Origin of the sequence: Salmonella sp. SJTUF15591 (assembly GCF_043356435.1) — a bacterium.
In the GTDB taxonomy this organism is placed as follows: domain Bacteria; phylum Pseudomonadota; class Gammaproteobacteria; order Enterobacterales; family Enterobacteriaceae; genus Salmonella; species Salmonella enterica.
The window spans coordinates 366,404-386,269 of sequence record NZ_JBEUJO010000003.1; the positions used below are offsets into that span (position 1 = coordinate 366,404).

The 19,866-nt window shown below is 47.4% G+C and carries 17 protein-coding genes; 9 read left to right on the forward strand and 8 right to left on the reverse strand.

The features are described 5' to 3' along the window. Positions 1 to 11: 11 nt before the first annotated feature. The gene (locus ABVM99_RS09255; RefSeq protein ID WP_023194730.1) at positions 12 to 3,311 is read right to left on the reverse strand and encodes an STY4851/ECs_5259 family protein; all 3,300 of its coding nucleotides are present in this window, start codon (positions 3,309 to 3,311) and stop codon (positions 12 to 14) included. Positions 3,312 to 3,621: 310 nt separating this feature from the next. Between ABVM99_RS09255 and ABVM99_RS09260 the strand changes: the two genes are divergently transcribed. Next, entirely contained in the window at positions 3,622 to 3,816 is a 195-nt protein-coding gene (locus ABVM99_RS09260) for a hypothetical protein (protein ID WP_000422448.1), read from the forward strand. Between the two features lie 77 nt (positions 3,817 to 3,893). Further along, positions 3,894 to 4,769 carry a phosphorothioated DNA-binding restriction endonuclease gene (locus ABVM99_RS09265; protein WP_023194731.1) on the forward strand — a complete coding sequence of 292 codons (876 nt, stop codon included), beginning with the start codon at positions 3,894 to 3,896 and terminating at the stop codon, positions 4,767 to 4,769. A 478-nt stretch (positions 4,770 to 5,247) separates the two neighbouring features. On the opposite strand, the gene ABVM99_RS09270 is transcribed toward ABVM99_RS09265, so the two are convergent. The 3 genes from ABVM99_RS09270 to ABVM99_RS09280 form a co-directional block, all read right to left on the reverse strand. Continuing rightward, positions 5,248 to 5,964 (reverse strand): YebC/PmpR family DNA-binding transcriptional regulator, encoded by a 717-nt coding sequence (locus ABVM99_RS09270; protein WP_000532939.1) that lies wholly within the window; start codon positions 5,962 to 5,964, stop codon positions 5,248 to 5,250. Positions 5,965 to 6,523: 559 nt separating this feature from the next. Then, positions 6,524 to 8,155 carry a class I SAM-dependent methyltransferase gene (locus ABVM99_RS09275; RefSeq protein ID WP_077684056.1) on the reverse strand — a complete coding sequence of 544 codons (1,632 nt, stop codon included), beginning with the start codon at positions 8,153 to 8,155 and terminating at the stop codon, positions 6,524 to 6,526. Between the two features lie 4 nt (positions 8,156 to 8,159). Next, a complete protein-coding gene (locus tag ABVM99_RS09280; protein ID WP_001054380.1) occupies positions 8,160 to 8,417 on the reverse strand; it encodes a YjhX family toxin in 258 nt (85 codons plus the stop codon). Positions 8,418 to 8,905: 488 nt separating this feature from the next. On the opposite strand from ABVM99_RS09280, the gene ABVM99_RS09285 reads away from it, so the two are divergent. The 4 genes from ABVM99_RS09285 to ABVM99_RS09300 all read left to right on the forward strand — a co-directional run bounded on the left by ABVM99_RS09285 (position 8,906) and on the right by ABVM99_RS09300 (position 12,614). Next, entirely contained in the window at positions 8,906 to 9,514 is a 609-nt protein-coding gene (locus ABVM99_RS09285; protein WP_000864866.1) for a DUF1062 domain-containing protein, read from the forward strand. A gap of 251 nt (positions 9,515 to 9,765) precedes the next feature. Next, positions 9,766 to 10,761: a hypothetical protein gene (locus tag ABVM99_RS09290; RefSeq protein ID WP_023194436.1), complete on the forward strand. Its 996-nt coding sequence runs from the start codon at positions 9,766 to 9,768 to the stop codon at positions 10,759 to 10,761. Between the two features lie 275 nt (positions 10,762 to 11,036). Next, positions 11,037 to 11,948, forward strand: a complete 912-nt coding sequence (locus tag ABVM99_RS09295) for an STM4504/CBY_0614 family protein (protein WP_000556781.1) — start codon at positions 11,037 to 11,039, stop codon at positions 11,946 to 11,948. A gap of 204 nt (positions 11,949 to 12,152) precedes the next feature. Next, positions 12,153 to 12,614 (forward strand): DUF302 domain-containing protein, encoded by a 462-nt coding sequence (locus tag ABVM99_RS09300; protein ID WP_023194437.1) that lies wholly within the window; start codon positions 12,153 to 12,155, stop codon positions 12,612 to 12,614. A 16-nt stretch (positions 12,615 to 12,630) separates the two neighbouring features. On the opposite strand, the gene ABVM99_RS09305 is transcribed toward ABVM99_RS09300, so the two are convergent. Further along, a complete protein-coding gene (locus tag ABVM99_RS09305; RefSeq protein ID WP_023194438.1) occupies positions 12,631 to 13,296 on the reverse strand; it encodes a dienelactone hydrolase family protein in 666 nt (221 codons plus the stop codon). A gap of 349 nt (positions 13,297 to 13,645) precedes the next feature. Here ABVM99_RS09305 and uxuR point away from each other — a divergent pair, with 349 nt between their 5' ends. Beyond that, the gene (gene uxuR / locus ABVM99_RS09310; RefSeq protein ID WP_000841654.1) at positions 13,646 to 14,419 is read left to right on the forward strand and encodes a Uxu operon transcriptional regulator; all 774 of its coding nucleotides are present in this window, start codon (positions 13,646 to 13,648) and stop codon (positions 14,417 to 14,419) included. On the opposite strand, the gene trpS is transcribed toward uxuR, so the two are convergent. Beyond that, positions 14,420 to 15,433, reverse strand: coding sequence for a tryptophan--tRNA ligase (gene trpS / locus ABVM99_RS09315; RefSeq protein WP_001094611.1), 1,014 nt, complete (start codon positions 15,431 to 15,433; stop codon positions 14,420 to 14,422). Between the two features lie 716 nt (positions 15,434 to 16,149). Between trpS and ABVM99_RS09320 the strand changes: the two genes are divergently transcribed. Together ABVM99_RS09320 and ABVM99_RS09325 are read left to right on the forward strand one after the other, a co-directional pair. Beyond that, positions 16,150 to 16,680: an Hcp family type VI secretion system effector gene (locus ABVM99_RS09320; protein ID WP_000907671.1), complete on the forward strand. Its 531-nt coding sequence runs from the start codon at positions 16,150 to 16,152 to the stop codon at positions 16,678 to 16,680. A gap of 238 nt (positions 16,681 to 16,918) precedes the next feature. Then, positions 16,919 to 17,653 carry an aspartate/glutamate racemase family protein gene (locus ABVM99_RS09325; protein ID WP_000683247.1) on the forward strand — a complete coding sequence of 245 codons (735 nt, stop codon included), beginning with the start codon at positions 16,919 to 16,921 and terminating at the stop codon, positions 17,651 to 17,653. 5 nt (positions 17,654 to 17,658) lie between these two features. Here ABVM99_RS09325 and hypT read toward each other — a convergent pair whose 3' ends face one another. Together hypT and iadA are read right to left on the reverse strand one after the other, a co-directional pair. After that, positions 17,659 to 18,567, reverse strand: coding sequence for a hypochlorite stress DNA-binding transcriptional regulator HypT (gene hypT / locus ABVM99_RS09330; protein WP_023194439.1), 909 nt, complete (start codon positions 18,565 to 18,567; stop codon positions 17,659 to 17,661). 118 nt (positions 18,568 to 18,685) lie between these two features. Then, positions 18,686 to 19,858 carry a beta-aspartyl-peptidase gene (gene iadA / locus ABVM99_RS09335; RefSeq protein WP_023194440.1) on the reverse strand — a complete coding sequence of 391 codons (1,173 nt, stop codon included), beginning with the start codon at positions 19,856 to 19,858 and terminating at the stop codon, positions 18,686 to 18,688. Between the last annotated feature and the right edge of the window lie 8 nt (positions 19,859 to 19,866).

Below are 19,866 nucleotides of genomic sequence, written 5' to 3' on the forward strand. Positions count from 1 at the left end.
CTTATTCCTTTTTATTTTTCAGTAACATTACGCAATAGACAGTACTGGAAAATGGCGTTAAACCATCGCGAGTCAAAGTCTCTAACCTGTCTCAAAAAAAATACGGCGCCGGGCTTATTCTCAAAAACACTGTCAAATGTTGTTTTACCGCTGGCAACAGCAGCAGCAAATACGGGGAGCAAGGTGACGGAATAGCGGTAGCTGGCATCAGGGGAAATATCGATAACAGGATTTTGTTGTGACATATACCAACGTAAAAGGCCCGGGCCACCAAATTCTGGCCAGCGAGATTCACCATGTTCGCGTAGAAGTTCCTGATACCACTCAAGGATAATACCTTTCATCGTCAACTCAGGAAAAACCGGTGGTAATTTCCCTTGACTCAACCATAATTGCACCTCACTGGCATAAGTCGGGAATGTTGTGCCCAGCTGCTGATACATTCTGTCCAGCAACCTTATCTGCATTTCCTCCGGTGCACCTTTATGAGCCAAAAAAGCACGAAAACGTGTGGCGGAACGTTTAACTTCTGTAATGGGTAAAAACTCCCAGAAAACGGGAAACTCACTTTCAATACGGCTGAGATAATCAATGGACATTTCAAATTTGAACAGCGACATCGCCAACGCTTGTGGATGCTGAACAAGTGCCCGCCATACTTCAAAGGTAGCCAAAGGTAAATACCCGAACTGATCGTATAAATTGCGTAAGAACTGCCAGCCCGAGTGTGCCGGGTCGCTCGCCATTTGTTCCAGAACTAACATAATGGTATTGACATCTGAACGAGGATTAAAAAGCTGCGTTGCTTTTTGTAAAGACTGTATTGCTGTCGCGTTGCTTTGAATTACCGGCTCACCTGCAATAAAGCAAGGTCGAAATGAGGCTTCTTCACCTGGTTTCGGCAGCACCAGCCATGGGCCATTCTTTTGTATTATCGAACTTAGTTCAAATTCACCAACTGGTACACCTTCGCTCATTCTTGACGTCAGCGGTACAACTTTTCTCTCCGGTTCGCTGAGTAACATAATGACGGGCGAAGGGATCTGGCCTGTACGATTACTTATTGAGTTTGCGAGAAGAATCTGCCTGCCACGATCATAGTCCAGACTATATTTATAACGTCGGATCTGCCAGGTAAAAGAACTACCACCTCCTTTTATGCGCATATCAACTGTTTGATCAATTCCTTCCTCTAGGGAGAGTAAATTATCAATATGTTCCCTTAAGCTATATAAAGTAAGCTCTACCGGACATTCTCCCGCACTGTAGTGCCACTCATACCAGGCCTGCATTCCACTACGCGAACGTAAACGTAGTTCAAGCTGGTATCGCGTAGGCTCACCATTTTTTCCGAAAAGATATGCTCTGGCACCCAGAAGATCGTTAATCGTTAAATTTTTCGGGAGAGGCTTCTCATCTTTATCGAACGCAAGACAGCCTCGTGCAGGAAATGGTAACCAAATAACAATCGGGTTTGCAGTGAGGTTTGGTGTTATTTGTAATGAAATTGATGCAGGAGGAATGCCCTCCGCCTTCATCATTATTTCTGTACTACCGGGCAACCGCTTCCGTCCAACTTCAAGTGTTTTTTCCTTCAAGCTATACAAACAAGGGTGCTGAGTAGTAATAATGACAGAGCCTTCGTTCGCCTGTTGTCCATTTTTTATTTCCAGACTAAAATCATTGGGGAGAATGCCAATTTTCTTACGCAGTAACGTTTCATTATTTTCGTTACGCACCGAAATAAACTGTGCTCCCATTTTTTCTTGTACATCACAATTATCTATAAATGTTCCGTTGAAAAAACGCTTGTAATGGTGCGTTGATAGATTCTCAGAATGTTGAGTAATCCCAGGAACACCGAGGAAGAGTTCATCCGGGTAACTTGTCCAATTTAACCGCTTCCCCTGGAAAGAGAATCCAGCATGGATAATCTGATCCCTTCCAGTCTTTATGCGGTACGTTTCGTCGCCTTCAATAATGATATCCTGGCGACCTTTGATGGTCAGAGCACGGCATCCCAAAGCCGAAAAGCCAGAGTCACAATCCTCATGTTCTGAAGCCAGACAACCATCCTTTGGCAGCACAATAAGTACATGGCTGCCACGTACGCTGCAAGAGGCTTGTCCCTGTAACAGCCATTCATTTTTATCAGAAACAAAAACCAATGGAACATCGCCAACCGCAACTTCACTGCCTTCTAAAAGATTGGAGCCGACAAACATACCCCCAGCTCTCGCCACAATAAACAAACTGACCGTAGGATTTCTTCGGTAAAATTTAATCTCGCGCTTACGAACTTTTATTTTTGCCTGGGAGTTACTTAGCGTTGCATAGGCAGGTCCCAGACTTGCGATTTCGTTACCATCTTCATAGATAGCAAGCTCGAAGCGCGTTGTTGAAGGCTCAATATCAATTGAAAAACTCAGCTCTTCAGGCAGAGAAATGAGGGCCTGGACGGCTTCAGGATGATTTTCTGACCATAAAAACTGACAGAGAGTGGTTTTATTCTTTTGAAGGCGGGGTTTTGATTCAGTAGAAGCTGTTCGTAAAAGTCCATTAAGGAAACTGGTACCCGTATCATCATCGAGAGGAACAGGGAAACTGTCACGCCACTTAGGATGAACACGTTCAAGTTCTTTTACGGGTTCGGTATGATTACTCAAATCATAAATTTGAACAAGAGATACTAACTGTTCAGCCATCCGACTAATAAGCTCAACTGAAGTATCCTCTTTGAAAACGACTGGCAGGGATGATTTTTCTACCGCTGCATGGACTAACGCGAACGTGGAAATGTTAGAATATTTAGCCTGATCGTATTGATTTAGAATGAGAGAAAACATCGACTGAAAACGGCTATTAGATTCCTTTAGCAACCTGAAAGGTAGGCCGCCTTCACTGAATAAGGAACCTAAGAAATTCCGCCTTTCTGTGTCATAAAACCGCACTGGACGCCCCCAGTAACCATCCAGGCCTTTAGGGATAATTTTCCCCATCTCCGAGGAAGATGCTGAGATACCTATCGTCTTGTAAATTGGCTCCCATGCCCATCCATACTCCCTTTCATAATCTCTTCGATACCACTCTGAGCAGAACAATGTGAAACAGGCTGCGTACCCTTTATCACTTTTATAACCATCGGGTACCCCTATAGATCGCAGCAGCCATTTCAATTCATCATATTCTTCACTCGTTGCGTGGTATTCATATAACGGACGATGGTCTGGTTGCTTCAATCCTCTGCGGGTGAGGAATTTAGCTAGCCATGGGGTACACTTTAGAATGGATGTGTATTCGGACTGACTCAAAGCAAGCTCCTTGCATTAGAACAGTGAATGGCTGAAAGTTATTATAACATTTTGTTATTTTGAAAAAAAAACAGATAACAATAATTGAATTATGAATTTAATTAAATTTGAAATTGATATTAGTTTGATTTTAATCAATAAGCTAAGTTTATTATACGGAGGGCTACTCGCCATTTGTTTTAATCTGTAAGGAGATGATTTGTAGCTCCAAATCTTTTCAACCCCATATCATCCCATTGAACCTCCGGCCAGAACCGTCTTTACGATGGTTAAGGCCTTCTTTTTATCTGCCTGCCTACAAAGGGGTGATATGGAGCTGAATAACGAATACCAAAACTACGAAGACGAGGACGACGAAAGCGCTGACGACCTCCCTCCATCCCACCGCCCGCGCTCTTTCCAGTCCATCATCGGTTGGCTCTACGACAAAGCAGTCAGTGGTATCGCAGGCATCGAATCCGCTGAAATGCTTGCCGCCCGTTATCTTGAGGACGCGAAAGGGTGATGCACAGCTCGCCGCCCGCACCATGATCCACTGGGAGAGAATCATCGCAACTATGTGCTCATGGATTCTTCAACGTAATGACCTCTGACAAAACCCTCAAGCAAGCGATATCAAATATTACTATTTGGCGCAAAGGCGAACAGCGAGCGCCGCATAAGCCGTTATTGCTGTTATATGTCCTCTCGCACTATCGGCAGGGTCACGATCGCCTGTTTGATTATGGTTCTGAAATTCATGAGCAATTGCTGGATTTGCTGGAGCGCTATGGGCCACAGCGCCGTGAACAGCGCCCGGATATGCCGTTCTGGCGTCTGAAGGGCGATGGTTTCTGGGAATTGCAAAACGCGGAATTCTGCTCAACCAGCGGTAGCCGCCAGCCACCTAAACGTGAACTCATTGAATATAATGTTGCTGGTGGGTTTGATGCCGTCAATTTCGCGCTGGTAACAAAAAAACGTAAGCTAATCGACACGCTGGCGCAGCAGATCCTTGAGGCGCATTTTCCGACCAGTATTCAGGAAGACATCGCTGACGAGATGGGGTTTGATATTCGCACCTCTCTCAAGCAACGCGATCCGAAGTTCCGCCAGGCGGTGCTACGAGCTTACAATTATCAATGTGCGGTCTGCGGCTTCAATATGCGCCACGACAACGCCCCTATAGCCCTTGAAGCAGCCCATATCAGATGGAAGCAGCATCATGGTCCTTGTGAAGTACCTAATGGCCTGGCGTTGTGCGCAATTCATCATAAAGCGTTCGATCGTGGTTCGATTGGCCTGGATGAAGATATGCGCGTGGTGGTTTCCGACGCGGTGAATGGTGGCGGGGTGGTACAGTGGTTGTTCTGGGATTTTGCGGGGAAAGAGATCGCGTTGCCCCCGGTTAAAGAAAATTATCCGGGCGAGCGGTTTGTGGAATGGCATAGGAAAGAGGTGTTCAGAGGAGGGCATTGATCTGAGGGAGTATTTTGAGTGTGGTATACGTTATCTGTTAAAAATAGCTCCACATCAAAGGCATCAAAGTAATCGGCCACGGTTCTCGCACTATGGTCTGTAGCGCGCTGGTGGAGTCACACCTGTGGTCAATCGACGCGTAGAGCGCCAGATGAGCCATCACGAGCGCAAGCGGAATTTATAAGGGCGGTGCCTTAAAGAGCACAGGGAGATTGTAAGTAGCCCGATATTGCTGGCTTTTGCTTATCTTGCTGACGGGATTCGTCGTATGAAACATGAAAATTACCTCATGTTTTATATAAGGATTCGACACTATATCAAAACCGGTAACTCTCAATCTTTCAAAGCTATGTGTCAGATCAGGTCGTGATAAGACACATAAATTTAAAGATCTATATATCTGGCCAGATAGACTTTTTTATAACAGCTTTATAAATTAAACAAATCTGCCATAGAGACAGATTTGTTTAATTTATAATTAGAGGTTTGCAACGTTATGATATACTTTTTGCACATCATCATCATCTTCAAGGGCATCAACAAGTCCTTCAAAGATTTCTAAATCTTCTGGTGAAAGTTCAACTTCTGATTGAGCAATCATTTCTAATTCTGTTGTTGAAAATTCAGTAATTCCAGCGGCTTTTAGCGCTGCGATTCCTTTATGCAGGTCTGTCGCTTCAGTATAAATAACGATGTTTCCTTCTTCTTCGGTTACATCACGAACATCAACTTCAGCATCAAGCAAAATTTCAAAAATATGGTCAGGGTCTGTTCCTTTAAATACAATCACTCCAGTATTGTCAAACATATAGCTGACAGCACCTGCCGCTCCGATATTCCCGCCTTTTTTATTAAAAATTGTGCGGATATTAGCAATCGTACGGTTAACATTAGACGTCAACGTTTCAGCGATAACCATTGAACCATTTGGTCCAAAGCCTTCATAACGCCCTTGCACGAACGTTTCATCTCCGCCACCTTTGGCTTTATCAATGGCTTTATCAATAACATGTTTTGGAACCTGTGCTTGTTTCGCACGTTCAATAACGAATTTTAAAGCTGAGTTTGATTCCGGGTCTGGTTCACCTTGTTTAGCCGCAGCATAGATTTCTACACCAAATTTTGCATATACTTTGGACGTTGCACCGTCTTTAGCTGTTTTTTTAGCAACAATATTTGCCCATTTACGTCCCACTGGAAACATCTCCTCAAAGAATTATTTACATTAACGGCAGGTTAATAACCTGCATGTTTTTCTGCCGTATTATATCATAATATATAAATTCTCGTCTATGAGAAATAAAAAGTTCCAGCTTTTACGGAGGATTACTTTGATTTTAACAATAGCTAATATGGTGGGTAAGTCATTTTTTAATTTTCTTCTGGTTCTTTTTTTATTCTTAATAATTGAATCGCAGCAATAACGTCTTATTGATGGTGGTTTCGTTCATCAGGTGAGGTGGAACGCTTGCACGTCTTGCGACATATTGTGGCAGAAACTTAATGGCGAAATTAAGAGCCTATCCCATTAGGGCTATTTTACTTGCCATTTTGGACCTGGGCAGTGCTCAAAATCCTCACGTACTACGTGTACGCTCCGGTTTTTGTGCGCTGTCCGTGTCCAAACTGGCTGCGCCAATAACGCCTGGTGGGATAGTCTCTAAGACGATATATTCCCGCCTTGAGCCGTGTTAATTTGTTGCATACTTTTAAACGGAGGTATACCTCTTGTAGGCTATACCTCCTGCTTCACGTTATCGCGCGATTAACGCAAATACGCCCCAGCCAAAGTATTCTCGCGTCCAGGTGACGTGACGTTTGGGGGCTGCCGTCAGTTCTGTTCGAACCTCTTGCGCAAACTCATCGTCAGGGTTTTCCTCCAGCCAGCGGCGCATGGTCATCCACTTCGCGGCTTCATATCTGTCCCAGCCTTGCGGGTCCGCCAGCACCATTTCCACTACGTCATAGCCGAGTTGGTCGAAAAAGGCGACCAGCTCGGGCAGGGGGCGAAAATCGGCGACGGATGAGACGCCACAGGCGTGGGCGATCTCTTCCGTTGCGGGGATCCGACGCCAGTACGGTTCACCGATGAGAATGATCCCGCCAGGTTTGAGGCTTTTGGCCAGCAGATCTATTGTCCCGGCGACACCGCCCGCAATCCAGGTAGCGCCTACGCAGGCCGCCACGTCATATTTTTCCTCGTCGATATAACCGGCCGCGTCGTTATGAATAAAATGTACGTATTCACTGACGCCGAGCTCTTCTGCACGTTGTTTTGCCTGTGTGGTGAAGAGCGGGCTTATGTCAATGCCAGTACCTGTAACACCGTAATCGCGAGCCCAGGTGCAGAGCATCTCACCCGAACCGCTACCGAGATCGAGAATCCGCGTGCCTGGCTTCATGCGTAACGCATGGCCCAGCGTGGCGTACTTTTCCGCTGTAAACGGATTATGGATACGGTGTTCGCTTTCGCTAATGGTAAAAATACGTGGGATATCCATTGGGTTATTCCTTTTACTGAGGGCGATTCCCTCAGAAGTGGATGCTTTTTCAGCCAGCAGCGCAAACAGCTTGCCTGCAAAAGTCTCGCCGACCGGCCAGGTGTGACTGTCCGGGCGCTGCAACACAGTGAAGCCAGCATCACCAAGCAGGCTGATATATTCATTATCGCGCCAGGCCTTCATTTGACTGCCGAAACGGGTGGTACAGCCGTTTTCCGCTATCGCCCAGAACTGCGTTGAGCTGGTTTGAGCCTCTTCATCCCAGGCATTTTCCGTTAACAGCAGATGAGGCACGGCAAGAAACAGGCCGTGCGGACAACGCTGCCAGCCTGGCTGCGCCATGCCCTGGCGTTTAACTTCATCGAAGGTATGTACTTCAACAAGCAGTTTGCCGTCCGGTTTCAACCACTGAGCGCAATGACTGATGAGGCTTTGCGCATCCGCAGCGCTAAAGACATTCAGCTCCCCAAACGTCATCATAATGAAATCGAAAGGTTCCGTGGGGTGGTATGTACGAATATCCTGCTGAATGTAGTCAATACTCAGGTTTGCGGCTTGCGCCTGCTGGCGAGCCCATGTGATGGATGCCGGAGAGAAATCTACGCCTGTGCAGTGAAACCCACGCTCCGCTAACAGGCGGGTATAAAAACCGGGTCCACAGCCGAGATCCAGAATGCGGGCGCCAGCGGGTAACTGACGGGTAATCCATGTTACCTGTTGCTCAATCACAGTTAGCCGGCGGCTGGCCCAGTCGTGGTCCTGTGACAGATGATTTTCCAGCATGCGTTGGCTGAAGGCTGGCTCGTCCCAGGGGATTTTGCCTTCATCGGGTAATAGCCGAATGCGATGCGTTGCAAAAATAACGGCGCTGATATCCATCATCATCTCCTTAGCGATTGTCAGGCTGGGCGCGAACGTTGTTCAGTCCGGTTGTATTAATGCGGTAGGGCTGACCGTTAACGGATTTGATCAGCTTTTTGGTTTTGAGTTTTTTGAATACAGCGAGCGTGCAATCGGCGAGCAACAGCCCTTCGCGGCTATAGCACTCAACGGCGGTGACGCGGCCTGACGCATCGCGGATGTGCGTAATGCGTCCGCCTTTGGCGAGAACGTGTAAGGTACGTTGTTCCTGACGGGATAAATTCATACTGAAGAACCTGTTTAATCATCATAGGCAAAACGTGCAAACACACTGCGGTGTCCGCATTCGATTTCGGCACATTGATAATCAGTCCGGCCTGAAAAGGTCGGGGAACTGATTATCAGATGATGACATTCTCCAGCATCAAAGCCTCGGGTTGAGTTGAAAGGTATTTACGTCGTGAATGATAACACCTGATTTCTGTAAGTGAATAACCGGGAGTGAAAAGTGTGATCTCAAAGGGAGGATCATGCGTTTAGTAAGTCAGTTGGATAGATCACACAATTACCATAATGAATATTGATTAAACTCATATACCCGATAATGGCCGCTTTGATAGTCTCGACGTATCTTTTTAGCCATTGACAGGGTTGTTGCGTTGGAAATCTTTTTTTTAACCCACTGAAAAATATCACTTAAATATTTTTCATACATAAACATTTATGGTCCGCTGAGTTCGGATCCGGTTTTGTATGGGTTAAAAAAGGTACGTTATGAAAGTCATATGGACTGTCACTCCTGTGGGGTATCAGCGCATAGCGAAACGTTGCCCTTCATGCAGCGTAAAACGGGACTTCACGCCTTCTGGGGCATTTCGGGTTAATTCGCAAAAGAAGGTACTCGATGTCTGGAGTATCTATAAATGCACACACTGCGATTACACCTGGAATATCTCCCTGTTCTCGCGTCTGCCAGTCAGCAAAATTAACCGCGATCTTTATGGCCGACTGATGGCGAATGATGCTGCCACGGTGCAATATTTTGCTTATGACAACGCGATCCTGAAGCGAAACAATGCTGAATTATCGGGGCAGCCTGATTTTCACATTCAGGAACGGTGGCTGGTCAGTATCGCCTCCCACAAGCAGGTCAGTGTTAGCGTCAGGATTTCCCGTTCTTTTCAGGTCAGCCTGCTGTCGATTTTGAAGAAGCAACTCCTGTTAAGCGCAGCCGAAATCAAGAGACGGATTGAAACAGGGCAAATAAGTGGCGTCACGGTGAAAATGCTTAAATCGCGAAAACTGAAGAATGCAAAATATGATTTGCAGCTCTCAGTTGAAACACTGTATGACCGGCGAAGGATTGTTCTGACCCGTCGATAAAAACAATAAGCTCACCTTACGTTTAAGTGTGCTGGTATGGCAACGACGCAACGGAATGAAAGAAGGACTAAGGGACAGGTGAGCTTTAGTTGAATAACCCTTGTCTGTGGCATTCAGTGAAGGCTGAATGCCATGGATAATCCAGATTTTCGCACCAGTGATGATATTGTATGGATTCTTTGCGCAAGCCAGCAGAATGACAAAGGGCGATGGGTTACAATTATCTGTAGAGTAAACAAAAGGAATATAATGTGGCGCTATACAATATCTCTGAGAAAATACTGACTACCCTTGAAAAAACATCTTTCACCATCGAAAGGCTGCAGGAACGCTATGATCTTCAGGAGGCTATCAAGAAGAATATTGATATTGTCGCGCCGGGCTGCCTTGTCATATCCGAAGAATTCTCTGATTGGGAGGATAGTCGGCGGAGGATTGATTTATTAGCGATTGACAAGCAGGCCAATTTGGTTGTCATTGAACTGAAACGTGATGAAATCGGCGCGCATATGGAACTGCAGGCGCTAAGGTATGCGGCAATGATTTCAACGATGAGTTTTGCGAAAGCATGCGAATATTATCAGGCATATCTTTGGAAGCATGGGATCGATGAGAATGCAAAAGAGAAGTTACTGGATTTTGTGGAGTTAGAAGAAAACGAACTCGCTGATTTTGGTAAAGATATTCGCATCGTTCTGGCATCAGCGGATTTCAGTAAAGAATTAACGACAACCGCAATATGGCTAAGAGATAAAGGTGTCGATATTCGCTGTGTTCGCTTAACGCCTTACAACTTTAAGGGTGAAGTGCTGATTAATGCTGAACAAATAATACCAGTCCCTGAACTGGAAGAATATCAGGTCAGATTCAGAGAGAAACGCACGGAACAAATTATTAGCAGTCAAAAGTTGGAGAGGGATTATTCCTTATATAAATATAAAGGAAAAACCTTCAATAAACGGAAGCTTGCACTTGAACTTTTCACTGACTGGATTAATAAACATAATCCTGCGAATATAGATGATCTCAAGAATAAATTGAGTGAAGACTTACAGAAAAGAACAGTAGCACTGGTTGAGCAGATCCCTGAAAAAAGGAAAAACAGATATCATATGCAGGAAGATGCGTTGATTGAGTTGCCGTCCGGTGAGCGTATTGCTATATCGAATCAATGGGGGTTAGGGACTATAGAATTGCTTATTGATTTTGTTCGTCAGGATAATTTTGTAGTTGAAAAAGTGGGTTGACAGGAAGTAATAATAAAATAGATCCCATTCATTAATGGGATCTCACGTTTCATCCGATACGAAGACCCTGGTCTCTTTGTCAGTAGCGTCATAATTACGCAAGCCTCTTTACTTTGCTTATCATTTATATTTAATGTAAATATTCACTCAACACCATTAAAAAATAAGAAAAAATGGCTCACTGTTGAGCTGATATTAATACCTGAACCACTGAATTAGAGTAATGTGACGCTATTCATAGCGTATTTTTTTCTGTTGCGGTTACAGGAGGAGGAATGCACACCTTTAGACCATACTCACTAAGGCATAGCGATCTGTTATATGAAGATATTCCGTTAGAAATACGCGAGCAAATAATCTTATTGATTATCAATACGCTAGGAAATTGCTCCTCTTTTTATGATATGACATTATACTGCTATCATAATAGTCATTCTGACGAAGTTTATCGAAGAATATGTAAAACGTTGCGCAAAGAGTATGGCTTATTCACCTTATATGCGCATTCAACGTCATATCTGGATGAAATGAGTAATCTGTTATTAAAAACAGATGATAAAAGAAAGCATATTGATACCATTGAGCTTGCTTTTAACTATATAGATACCTACCTTCGAACCTATGAAGTTACGCTTGGGTTAGAACCGGATAAGGCGATTAGTGAATTAAATAATATATTTCATGAGCATAGTTTAAAATATCGATATGAAAATGGTAGAATTGTAAGGTTGCGCAGAATAAAACGGCTTAAAAACATATGTTATTATCTGTATTCTCCTGGAGAGTATGGCTTTGTCGAATATGATCTTATGGAAGCGTATAATCGCCTGATGCTTAATGATTTTGCCTGTGTCGTAAGGGAATGTCATGCAGCCTTCAGAAGCGTTCTTCTCAGAATTCATGAGAGAAAAGGTATCGTATATCATGAACAAGATAGTTTAAATACCTTAATGTCTAATCTGATGGCGAGAGGCGTTATATCTGCTGAATATGTACATAAATTTCATTTTTTAAGTAACGTGCTGGAGTCAGAAATATTTCTGCCGATGGCGCCAGAAAAATCGCATCATCACTACGCAATGATGCTCCGTATCTCTGAAGAGTTGGCCTGTAGTATTTATTATCTTACTGAGCGGAGTATATTCTTTCTTACCCAGCGGGCTGAAGAAGATGGTGTCGCGCCATAATAATGATCGCGCTGTCGCTCAGTCAGACTGGATCATCGTTATTTAAATTTGTTCAGACGTCGGAATTTTTTGTTCTGCCGTCTGTTTTTTTAGTGATGAGCTGTTCAGTGCAATAATAAGGGGTACAGTACGATGACTGATTTTTAAACTGAATATCATCTGTGTCGCATTTACTCATGGGTATTGGGTCAGGGAGAGAGAAGAATGAGTACTATTTTAAAGCCTTTTTTATTGGCGGTAACCCTGATGTTAATCTTAATAAGGCCTGGCTTTGCAACAGAGGATGGAGCGATAACCATGGTTAAAACCTACAGCGCTTATGACTATTTGCAGACCCGAGCGCGGTTGATGCACGCTGTCGCCGATCACGGTCTGGTGTTATTTGGGGAATTTGATCATGCCAGAGCGGCACAGAATGTTAACCTGAAAATGCCGCCGACAACGGTTCTGGTCTTTGGCAATCCTAAAGGCGGAACGCCTCTCATGCTGGCGCATCCCGAACTGGCGCTGGATTTACCGTTTCGGGTGCTCATTAGCCAGCAAGCCGATGGGCGAACGTTGGTCAGTTATCATCCCGCCGAAACGCTGCAACGTTATGGTCTTGATGCCGCAGCCATACAGACTTTGAAAAAACTGGAACAGGTCGTTGAAAAAAGTCTCCACTGAAGCGGAAAATCTGGCTTCAATCGGGCGATGTGTTTGCACAAGTGATGTCGCGAATAAATGCGGTCACATCGTCCATTACCTGATGCGATAAGGCGGCCTCGAACGTGGCGCTATCAGCATCACAGAACCCGTGCCGCGCATCGTACATTTTACACTGCACCCGGGGGCGCTTTTCCAGCGTCTGTCGCATGGCGAGGGGATCAAACGCCGGCTCATAACGCGCGATAATAACCAGTGCCGGACAGAGAGGCGCAAGATGAAGGTACTGGCGTATACGGGAACCGTAATAGCAAATGACGCCATCGCATAACCCACTGGCTGCACTTAGCCATGCGAGCGTTGCGCCGACGCTATATCCTACGACGATTAACGTCTCGTACTGCGTTCTGAGCTCGTGGAGTAATGTGGTAACGACGGCGGGATCAAAGCCGACATTTGCTGAAAAGTGACGGTAAGCCTCCTCCTGCTGTTCATAGCGAAAGGGGGTATGGTGAGGAAACAGCGCGGGAATATAGATGTCGAATCCGCGCGTCATCCATTCATGGCCTGCGCGTTGGATATGAGCGTTAATACCATAAATTTCATGCAGAATAATCGCTGCCCGGCGATGGCGGCTCGACAAACTGGAGGCGTTGCTTCCCCCGGATACGCCTGGGGCGAAAAACACGGTGTCTTTTATCATAACGCGTTCTTGATACAAAGAGAGCGGCTGGATTTTCGCCGATCACGCTATGTCAGAGACATTGTTCCTGTCAATGTACAGACACATTTTATGGCCTGATTTTTGGTTGATAAATTTTATATTGGTAAACCAATGTGCTGTTCATATTCAGGCATCAGGGCTAAAGGTGGAACATCAGTCGTGTATTGTCTACTGCCTTTCCTTTCATCTGGCCTCACTAGCGAAACGGGGCGCATTATTATTTTGTTGGTTGACCAGTTTCGCGTTTTTGGTGTGCTACGCGTGCTATCCCTCTTTACAAATGCTATAGTCTGATACCGGGAAATCGCATCGGACGGGCACGACCAATATGAAATCAAACACTTCTCAGCAAAGACCTTACCAGGAAGTGGGCGCAATGATACGGGATCTGATTGTTCAGACGCCGTACCGCCCCGGGGAGCGCTTGCCGCCGGAAAGAGAGATCGCTGAGAGGCTCAATGTGACGCGTACCGTCGTGCGTGAAGCGCTGATCATGCTGGAAATTAAAGGTCTGGTTGAAGTCCGCCGCGGCGCCGGGATCTACGTGCTCGACAGCGCGGATAATAACGAGATGGAAGGCGCTGACGTCAATCACTGTAATGACGCCGGGCCGTTTGAACTGTTACAGGCGCGTCAGTTGCTGGAAAGCAATATCGCTGAATTTGCCGCTCTGCAGGCCACCCGCGAGGACATCATTAAAATGCGCCAGGCGTTACAACTGGAAGAGCGAGAGCTCGCCTCCAGCGCGCCGGGCGGCTCAGAAAGCGGCGATATGCAGTTTCATCTGGCCATTGCCGAAGCGACCCATAACAGTATGTTGGTAGAGCTCTTCCGTCAGTCCTGGCAATGGCGTGAAAATAATCCGATGTGGCTCCAGCTTCATAGCCATCTGGGCGATACGCTTTACCGTAAGGAGTGGCTGGTCGATCATAAGCAGATCCTCGCGGCGTTAATTAAGAAAGACGCCCGCGCAGCGAAGCTGGCGATGTGGCAGCACCTGGAAAACGTGAAGCAGCGTCTGCTGGAGTTTTCCAATGTTGATGACATCTACTTTGATGGCTATCTGTTTGAGTCATGGCCGCTGGACAACGTTGATGCCTGATTATACCTGGAATAGCGTGGGCAGGCCCAGTCCACGTTTTACTTCCTGTAACGTCTTTTGAGTGACCTCATGGGCCCGCTCGCTACCTTTTTTCAGCAATTCCATTAGCATTCCCTTATCTGCAATAAAGGTTGCCCGTCGTTCGCGTATGGGCGCGATCAGTTCTTGCAGGCAGGTCTCCAGCTCATTTTTACAGACACGGTCGCCTAATCCGCCTTGTTGATAATGTGCTTTCATCGCCGCGACTTTGGCTTTATCCGGATGGAACGCATCCAGCCACGTAAAGACGACGTTACCTTCTATTTTTCCCGGATCGCTAATTTTTAAATGATTGGGATCGGTGTACATCGCGCTGACCGCACGGTGGATGGTCTCTTCGCTGGCGGAAAGAAGCAGGGTATTGCCGAGCGATTTCGACATCTTGGCGCTGCCGTCAATGCCGGGCAGACGACCCGTATCGCTCAGGAGCGCCTGACAGGGTCGCAATACCGGCGAGGAGAAAAGACTATTCATCTTATGAACGATCTCATTCGTTTGCTCAATCATGGGCAATTGGTCGTCGCCAACCGGTACCATTTCGGCCTTAAAGGCGGTGATATCTGCCGCCTGGCTAATGGGATACGCCATGAACCCGACCGGCAGGGAACGGGTAAAGCCTTTTTGGGCAATCTCATTTTTTACCGTAGGATTACGCTCCACTCGGGCGACGGTAACAATATTCATATACAGCACCGTTAATTCAGCGAGGGCGGGTAATGCGGATTGCAGGCAGATCGTCGTTAGCGCGGGATCGATGCCGACGGCCAGATAGTCAGCTAACACTTGCGGAATATTATCGCGGATTTTTTGCGGATTACTGCCGTTATCGGTGAGTCCCTGCAGGTCGGCAATCAGGACATACTGTTGGTGATCCTGCTGTAGCGCGACGCGCTGGCGCAGTGAACCGACATAATGGCCGAGGTGCAGCGAGCCGGTGGGGCGATCGCCAGTCAGAATGATGGGAAGGGTGTTCATTAAGGACTCCTTTATGCTTACTGTAAAGCCGAAAGACGTCCCGAAACGCAGTAGCCGCCTTTCGGCGGCTACTTAAAAAGGGATAGTGATCCGTGCCGCCTTCAGGAAGGCAGCCACCAGCGGAGATGACGTTGCGTAGCGTTGGATCGTTTCGTGTTCATGTGATCTAACGTATCACGACTAAACGTAAGGGTAAAGCGGCTGGCGTGTCGTCCGGGCATAAAGTCATATCGCCTGAACAGAGAACATGTTACTGACTTTGAAACGCGATTTTATAATTTGCTGCCCAAAAATACGTGGCGCTGAAAGGCGCATTTTTGATGCAAATCATTTATTACTGTGATAACACTGCGCGCGATAAAAACATTAAATATATTCACATAGTAAATATGTTCTATTGGAATGGTTGTTTTCGATATGACAAAAGTCTAAAAACCCATTGATGTGAAAAGGAATAAGAATTGTCTATATTCCGATTCTGTGGAATTAAGTAATTTCTCGGATAAAAATAAGAAATGATATTGATATTTCTTTTTTGATATGGTTCTTATAGCGGCTATGGTTATTCAGGAAACGATGCTTGAATGCCTGGCGTAATAGATTTCAGGTCAGTAGCGCTATTGTAAAATGGATTGTTGATGGCAGAAGGTATTTAGCAAGAATCCAGTTATAGCAGATTGTCGGTATTTAATCTGGTATACAGAGACACCAACGAAATGGCTGGAAAATGGAACGTTCTTTCATTGTTGGCGTTCCGTCCTTGTCAGCCTGCTTTGCCGCATGATAATCACGGAGGGGGGATGGACGCCATCTATTTAAAACTGGACGGTATTGAAGGCGAAAGCCGGATCAAAGGTTTTGAAAACCAAATAAAACTTATTGCTTACAACCACAACCCGACAAAACGGGAGTCCGGCGAAGCGAGAGGGACATATATTGGAGGGTTGACGCTGACAAAGCCTGTCGATCTTGCTACGCCTGGCCTCTATGAGCACTATTGTAACGGGAAAACGGTGAAAGAAGGCGTGCTGACATTATGCCGTCGTGATAAGGGCGCAATGCTGCCATTTATTATTTATACGCTCACCAATGTGCGAATTTCACGCATGAGCAATCATGGCGACGCCGAAGGCAGCGCCACGGAGACCGTGGATTTGGTTTATAGCCATATTCGCTGGGATATTCCCGCATTAGCGTCGAAAAGCAAAACACGGCGGCCCCTTCACCGACAGGCGCTGTGGCGATGAGGATAAAACAAGCTTGCGGACTCGCAGTGGGCGATGCTGTATAGCGAAATGGCATTTAGCGGCTTGCGAAGGCTGATGAGCGCTCATGTAACCAATCGATTGCCTGAAAAGGCGATAACGCATGGCCCTTACACCCGTTATGATTTTTACGCATAGCCGCTAATAAAACGGCATTTTTTATATACACATCAAGTTGATAGTGTGTTTCTGACCTTGACGTAAATAAGCGGGAAAAGCGATGAAACACACCATTGGGATACTGGGGGGGATGGGACCTGCGGCAACGGCGGATATGTTGGAAAAATTTGTTGAATTGCGACATGCCAGTTGTGATCAACAACACATCCCGCTCATTGTCAGCTCTATCCCTGATATTCCCGATCGTACAGCATGTCTGTTATCCGGCGGGCCTTCGCCATACCGTTATCTGGAGCGTTATCTGCATATGCTGGAAGACGCCGGGGCGGAGTGTATCGTTATCCCATGCAACACTGCGCATTATTGGTTTGATGATTTACAGAACGTCGCGAAAGCGCGAATGATCAGTATCCTGGACGCTACCCTGGGGGATATTCCGCCATCGGCGCGGCACGTTGGTCTGCTGGCGACCAATGCGACGCTGGCGACCGGGTTATATCAAAAGAAAGCGCTGGCGCGGGGGCTGACGTTAATTCAGCCAGAAGACGCGGGGCAGGCGTTGGTAATGCAGGCTATTTATACGCTTAAACGTGGCGATAAAACTGCGGCGCAAGCGCTGCTGCTGCCGCAAATCGATAGCCTTATTGCCCGTGGCGCTCAGGCAATTATTATGGGGTGTACCGAAATTCCGCTTATTGTGGCCGGACATGAACGCGCGATAGCGTGCCCGATGATTGATTCCACAGCGTCGCTGGTGCGCGCGGCGATTCGTTGGTATGAGTCCTGGCCAGACACCCGCGCCTCTTTGACCGGGGAACAACGCCTTACCGCCTGAGGTGTTTACAGCGCGGCCTGAAGCCCACGCAGGTCGCGCCAAAATGTTTCGGCTACCTGACTCATGCGGGTATTCATGCGATAAGCATAAGCCTGGATCGGGATAACCAGTTCGTCGGCATCAAGCACTATCAGGCGTCCGTCGGTAATCTCCTGACGGATAGCATACTCGGGCAACCAGGCGATTCCGCAGCCGTCCATCGCAACCTGTTTTAACAATTCACTCATCGAAGAGACGAAAAATGTACTGAAACTCAGTTCAGCATGGCGAGTCAGGGTACGATTTATCAGCCGGCCCATATAGGAGTTCTGACTGTAATTAAGCAGGGGAAAGTGCGGCTGCTCAAGCGTATAGCGCGGCTCGCCCCGGCCATTGTTGGCGCAAACCGGAAACAGTCTCGACTCAAACAGGCGGATGTTATCAAACGGCGCTTGTTGCAGATTTTCATCGTGATAAGAAAAGATAAAATCGCTTTGCCCCTCACGTAACATATCCACCGCCTGGTCGACATCTATCGCCTCAACGGCGTAGGTAAACTGCGTCGACATCTGCTTAACGATGGTCGGCAACAGGCCGAGGGAGAGCGAGTGGGCGGCGGCAATCTTGATTTTACGCAGCGTATAATCGCTGCCGCCGCGCAGTTCGGTCAGATTACTTTCCAGCTGCTGTAACAGGTGGCGAACCTGGGAGTGAAAGATTTTACCCTGTTCGGAAAGCTGTAGCGGCGAGACCTGTCGGTTAAACAGTTCAACGCCCACGGCATGTTCCAGGGCGCGAATCCGCCGGCTAAAAGCGGGTTGCGATACGTTGCGGATAATGGCGGCCTGAGAGAAATTGCGGCACTTTTCCAGCGTCAGAAAATCATATAGCCATTTTGTCTCAATATTGTGCAAACCTGCTCCAGTTACATCCATTTACCGTTATCCTGTCAGCCGCCCGAAGGGGCATTCTACGTCCATTCGGGCGGCTGACAACCGCTTATCCCGTCCTCTTTCAGAATGCCGCGATGGGGCAGCCTGAAACTAGCAGGAATTACGCCGGTTCAAAGGTACCTTTTACGCAGGCTTTCCCCTCATTGACCATGCGTTTGCCGCGCGCATACACCTGCTCAATGCGTAAATCTTCGCTAAAGACAAGCAGATCCGCATCGTTACCGGGACGGATTTCGCCTTTGCCGTCCAGACTGAGGAAGGCGGCTACGCTGGTCGTCAGCGGACGCAGAGCATCGGTCAGGCTGAATCCGTAGTGATTAACCAGCGTCTGCAACGTCTCCAGCAAACTTTCGAAGCCCGCGACGCCGATACCCGTCAGATTTCCGGCAGCATCAAATAGCGGCTGGCTGCCGTTGCCGTCTGAACTGAGCGTCACTCGGGAAAGCGGGACGCCGGCTTTTACCGCTCTGGCAATGCCCTCCGCCGGCGCGACGGGATCCGGGATACTGGTGGTAATGTCGATTACGCCGCCTTTAAGCGCAAACGCCAGCGCCTGCTCGAAAAGCGATTCGCTACGGTTGACGTGGGTAGGCAGCAGTTTACCGATCGGCACGTCGCTGTTTTCCAGGATGTCATACAGCGGCTGTAACCCTTTTTTGCTGCTGCCCATATGAAAAACGCTGACACCAGGTTTGCCCCCCAGCAGGCCGCCAACGCGTGATTCGGCGGCCATGCTGGCGAGTTGATTCCCGCCGGGCGCGGCGGAACGGTGGTCGGAGACTGCGCATTTCACGCCAATGACGCGATCGATCAGCGCGACGTCTTTTTCTACCGAGCCAGTAATGGTCGGCGACGGAACGTGATAAGCGCCCGTGAGCATCCAGGCGGTGATCCCCTCCTCATTTAGCGCTCGCGTTTTGGCTAACAGCGACGCGGGATGACGGCTGACGGAGTCGGTGCCAAGCAGGCCGACGACCGTTGTTATCCCGGCTTCCGTCAGGCGGCTCAGGGAGACTTCCGGCGTCCGCGTCGTCGGCCCCGCTTCGCCGCCGCCGCCGATCAGATGAACGTGTTGGTCGATAAAGCCCGGGCACAGCATACGACCGCTAAGATTAATCACCGTACAGTCCGGTACGATATCGCCGGGGATGTCAGCGCCGACGGCAATAATTTTGCCATTCGCGAGTAGAACATCGCAGATGCCCCGGTCTTCTGGCGCAAACAGGTGCGCACCCTGTAATAAGGTAAACTCCGCGGCGGATAAATCAGGCATGATAACTC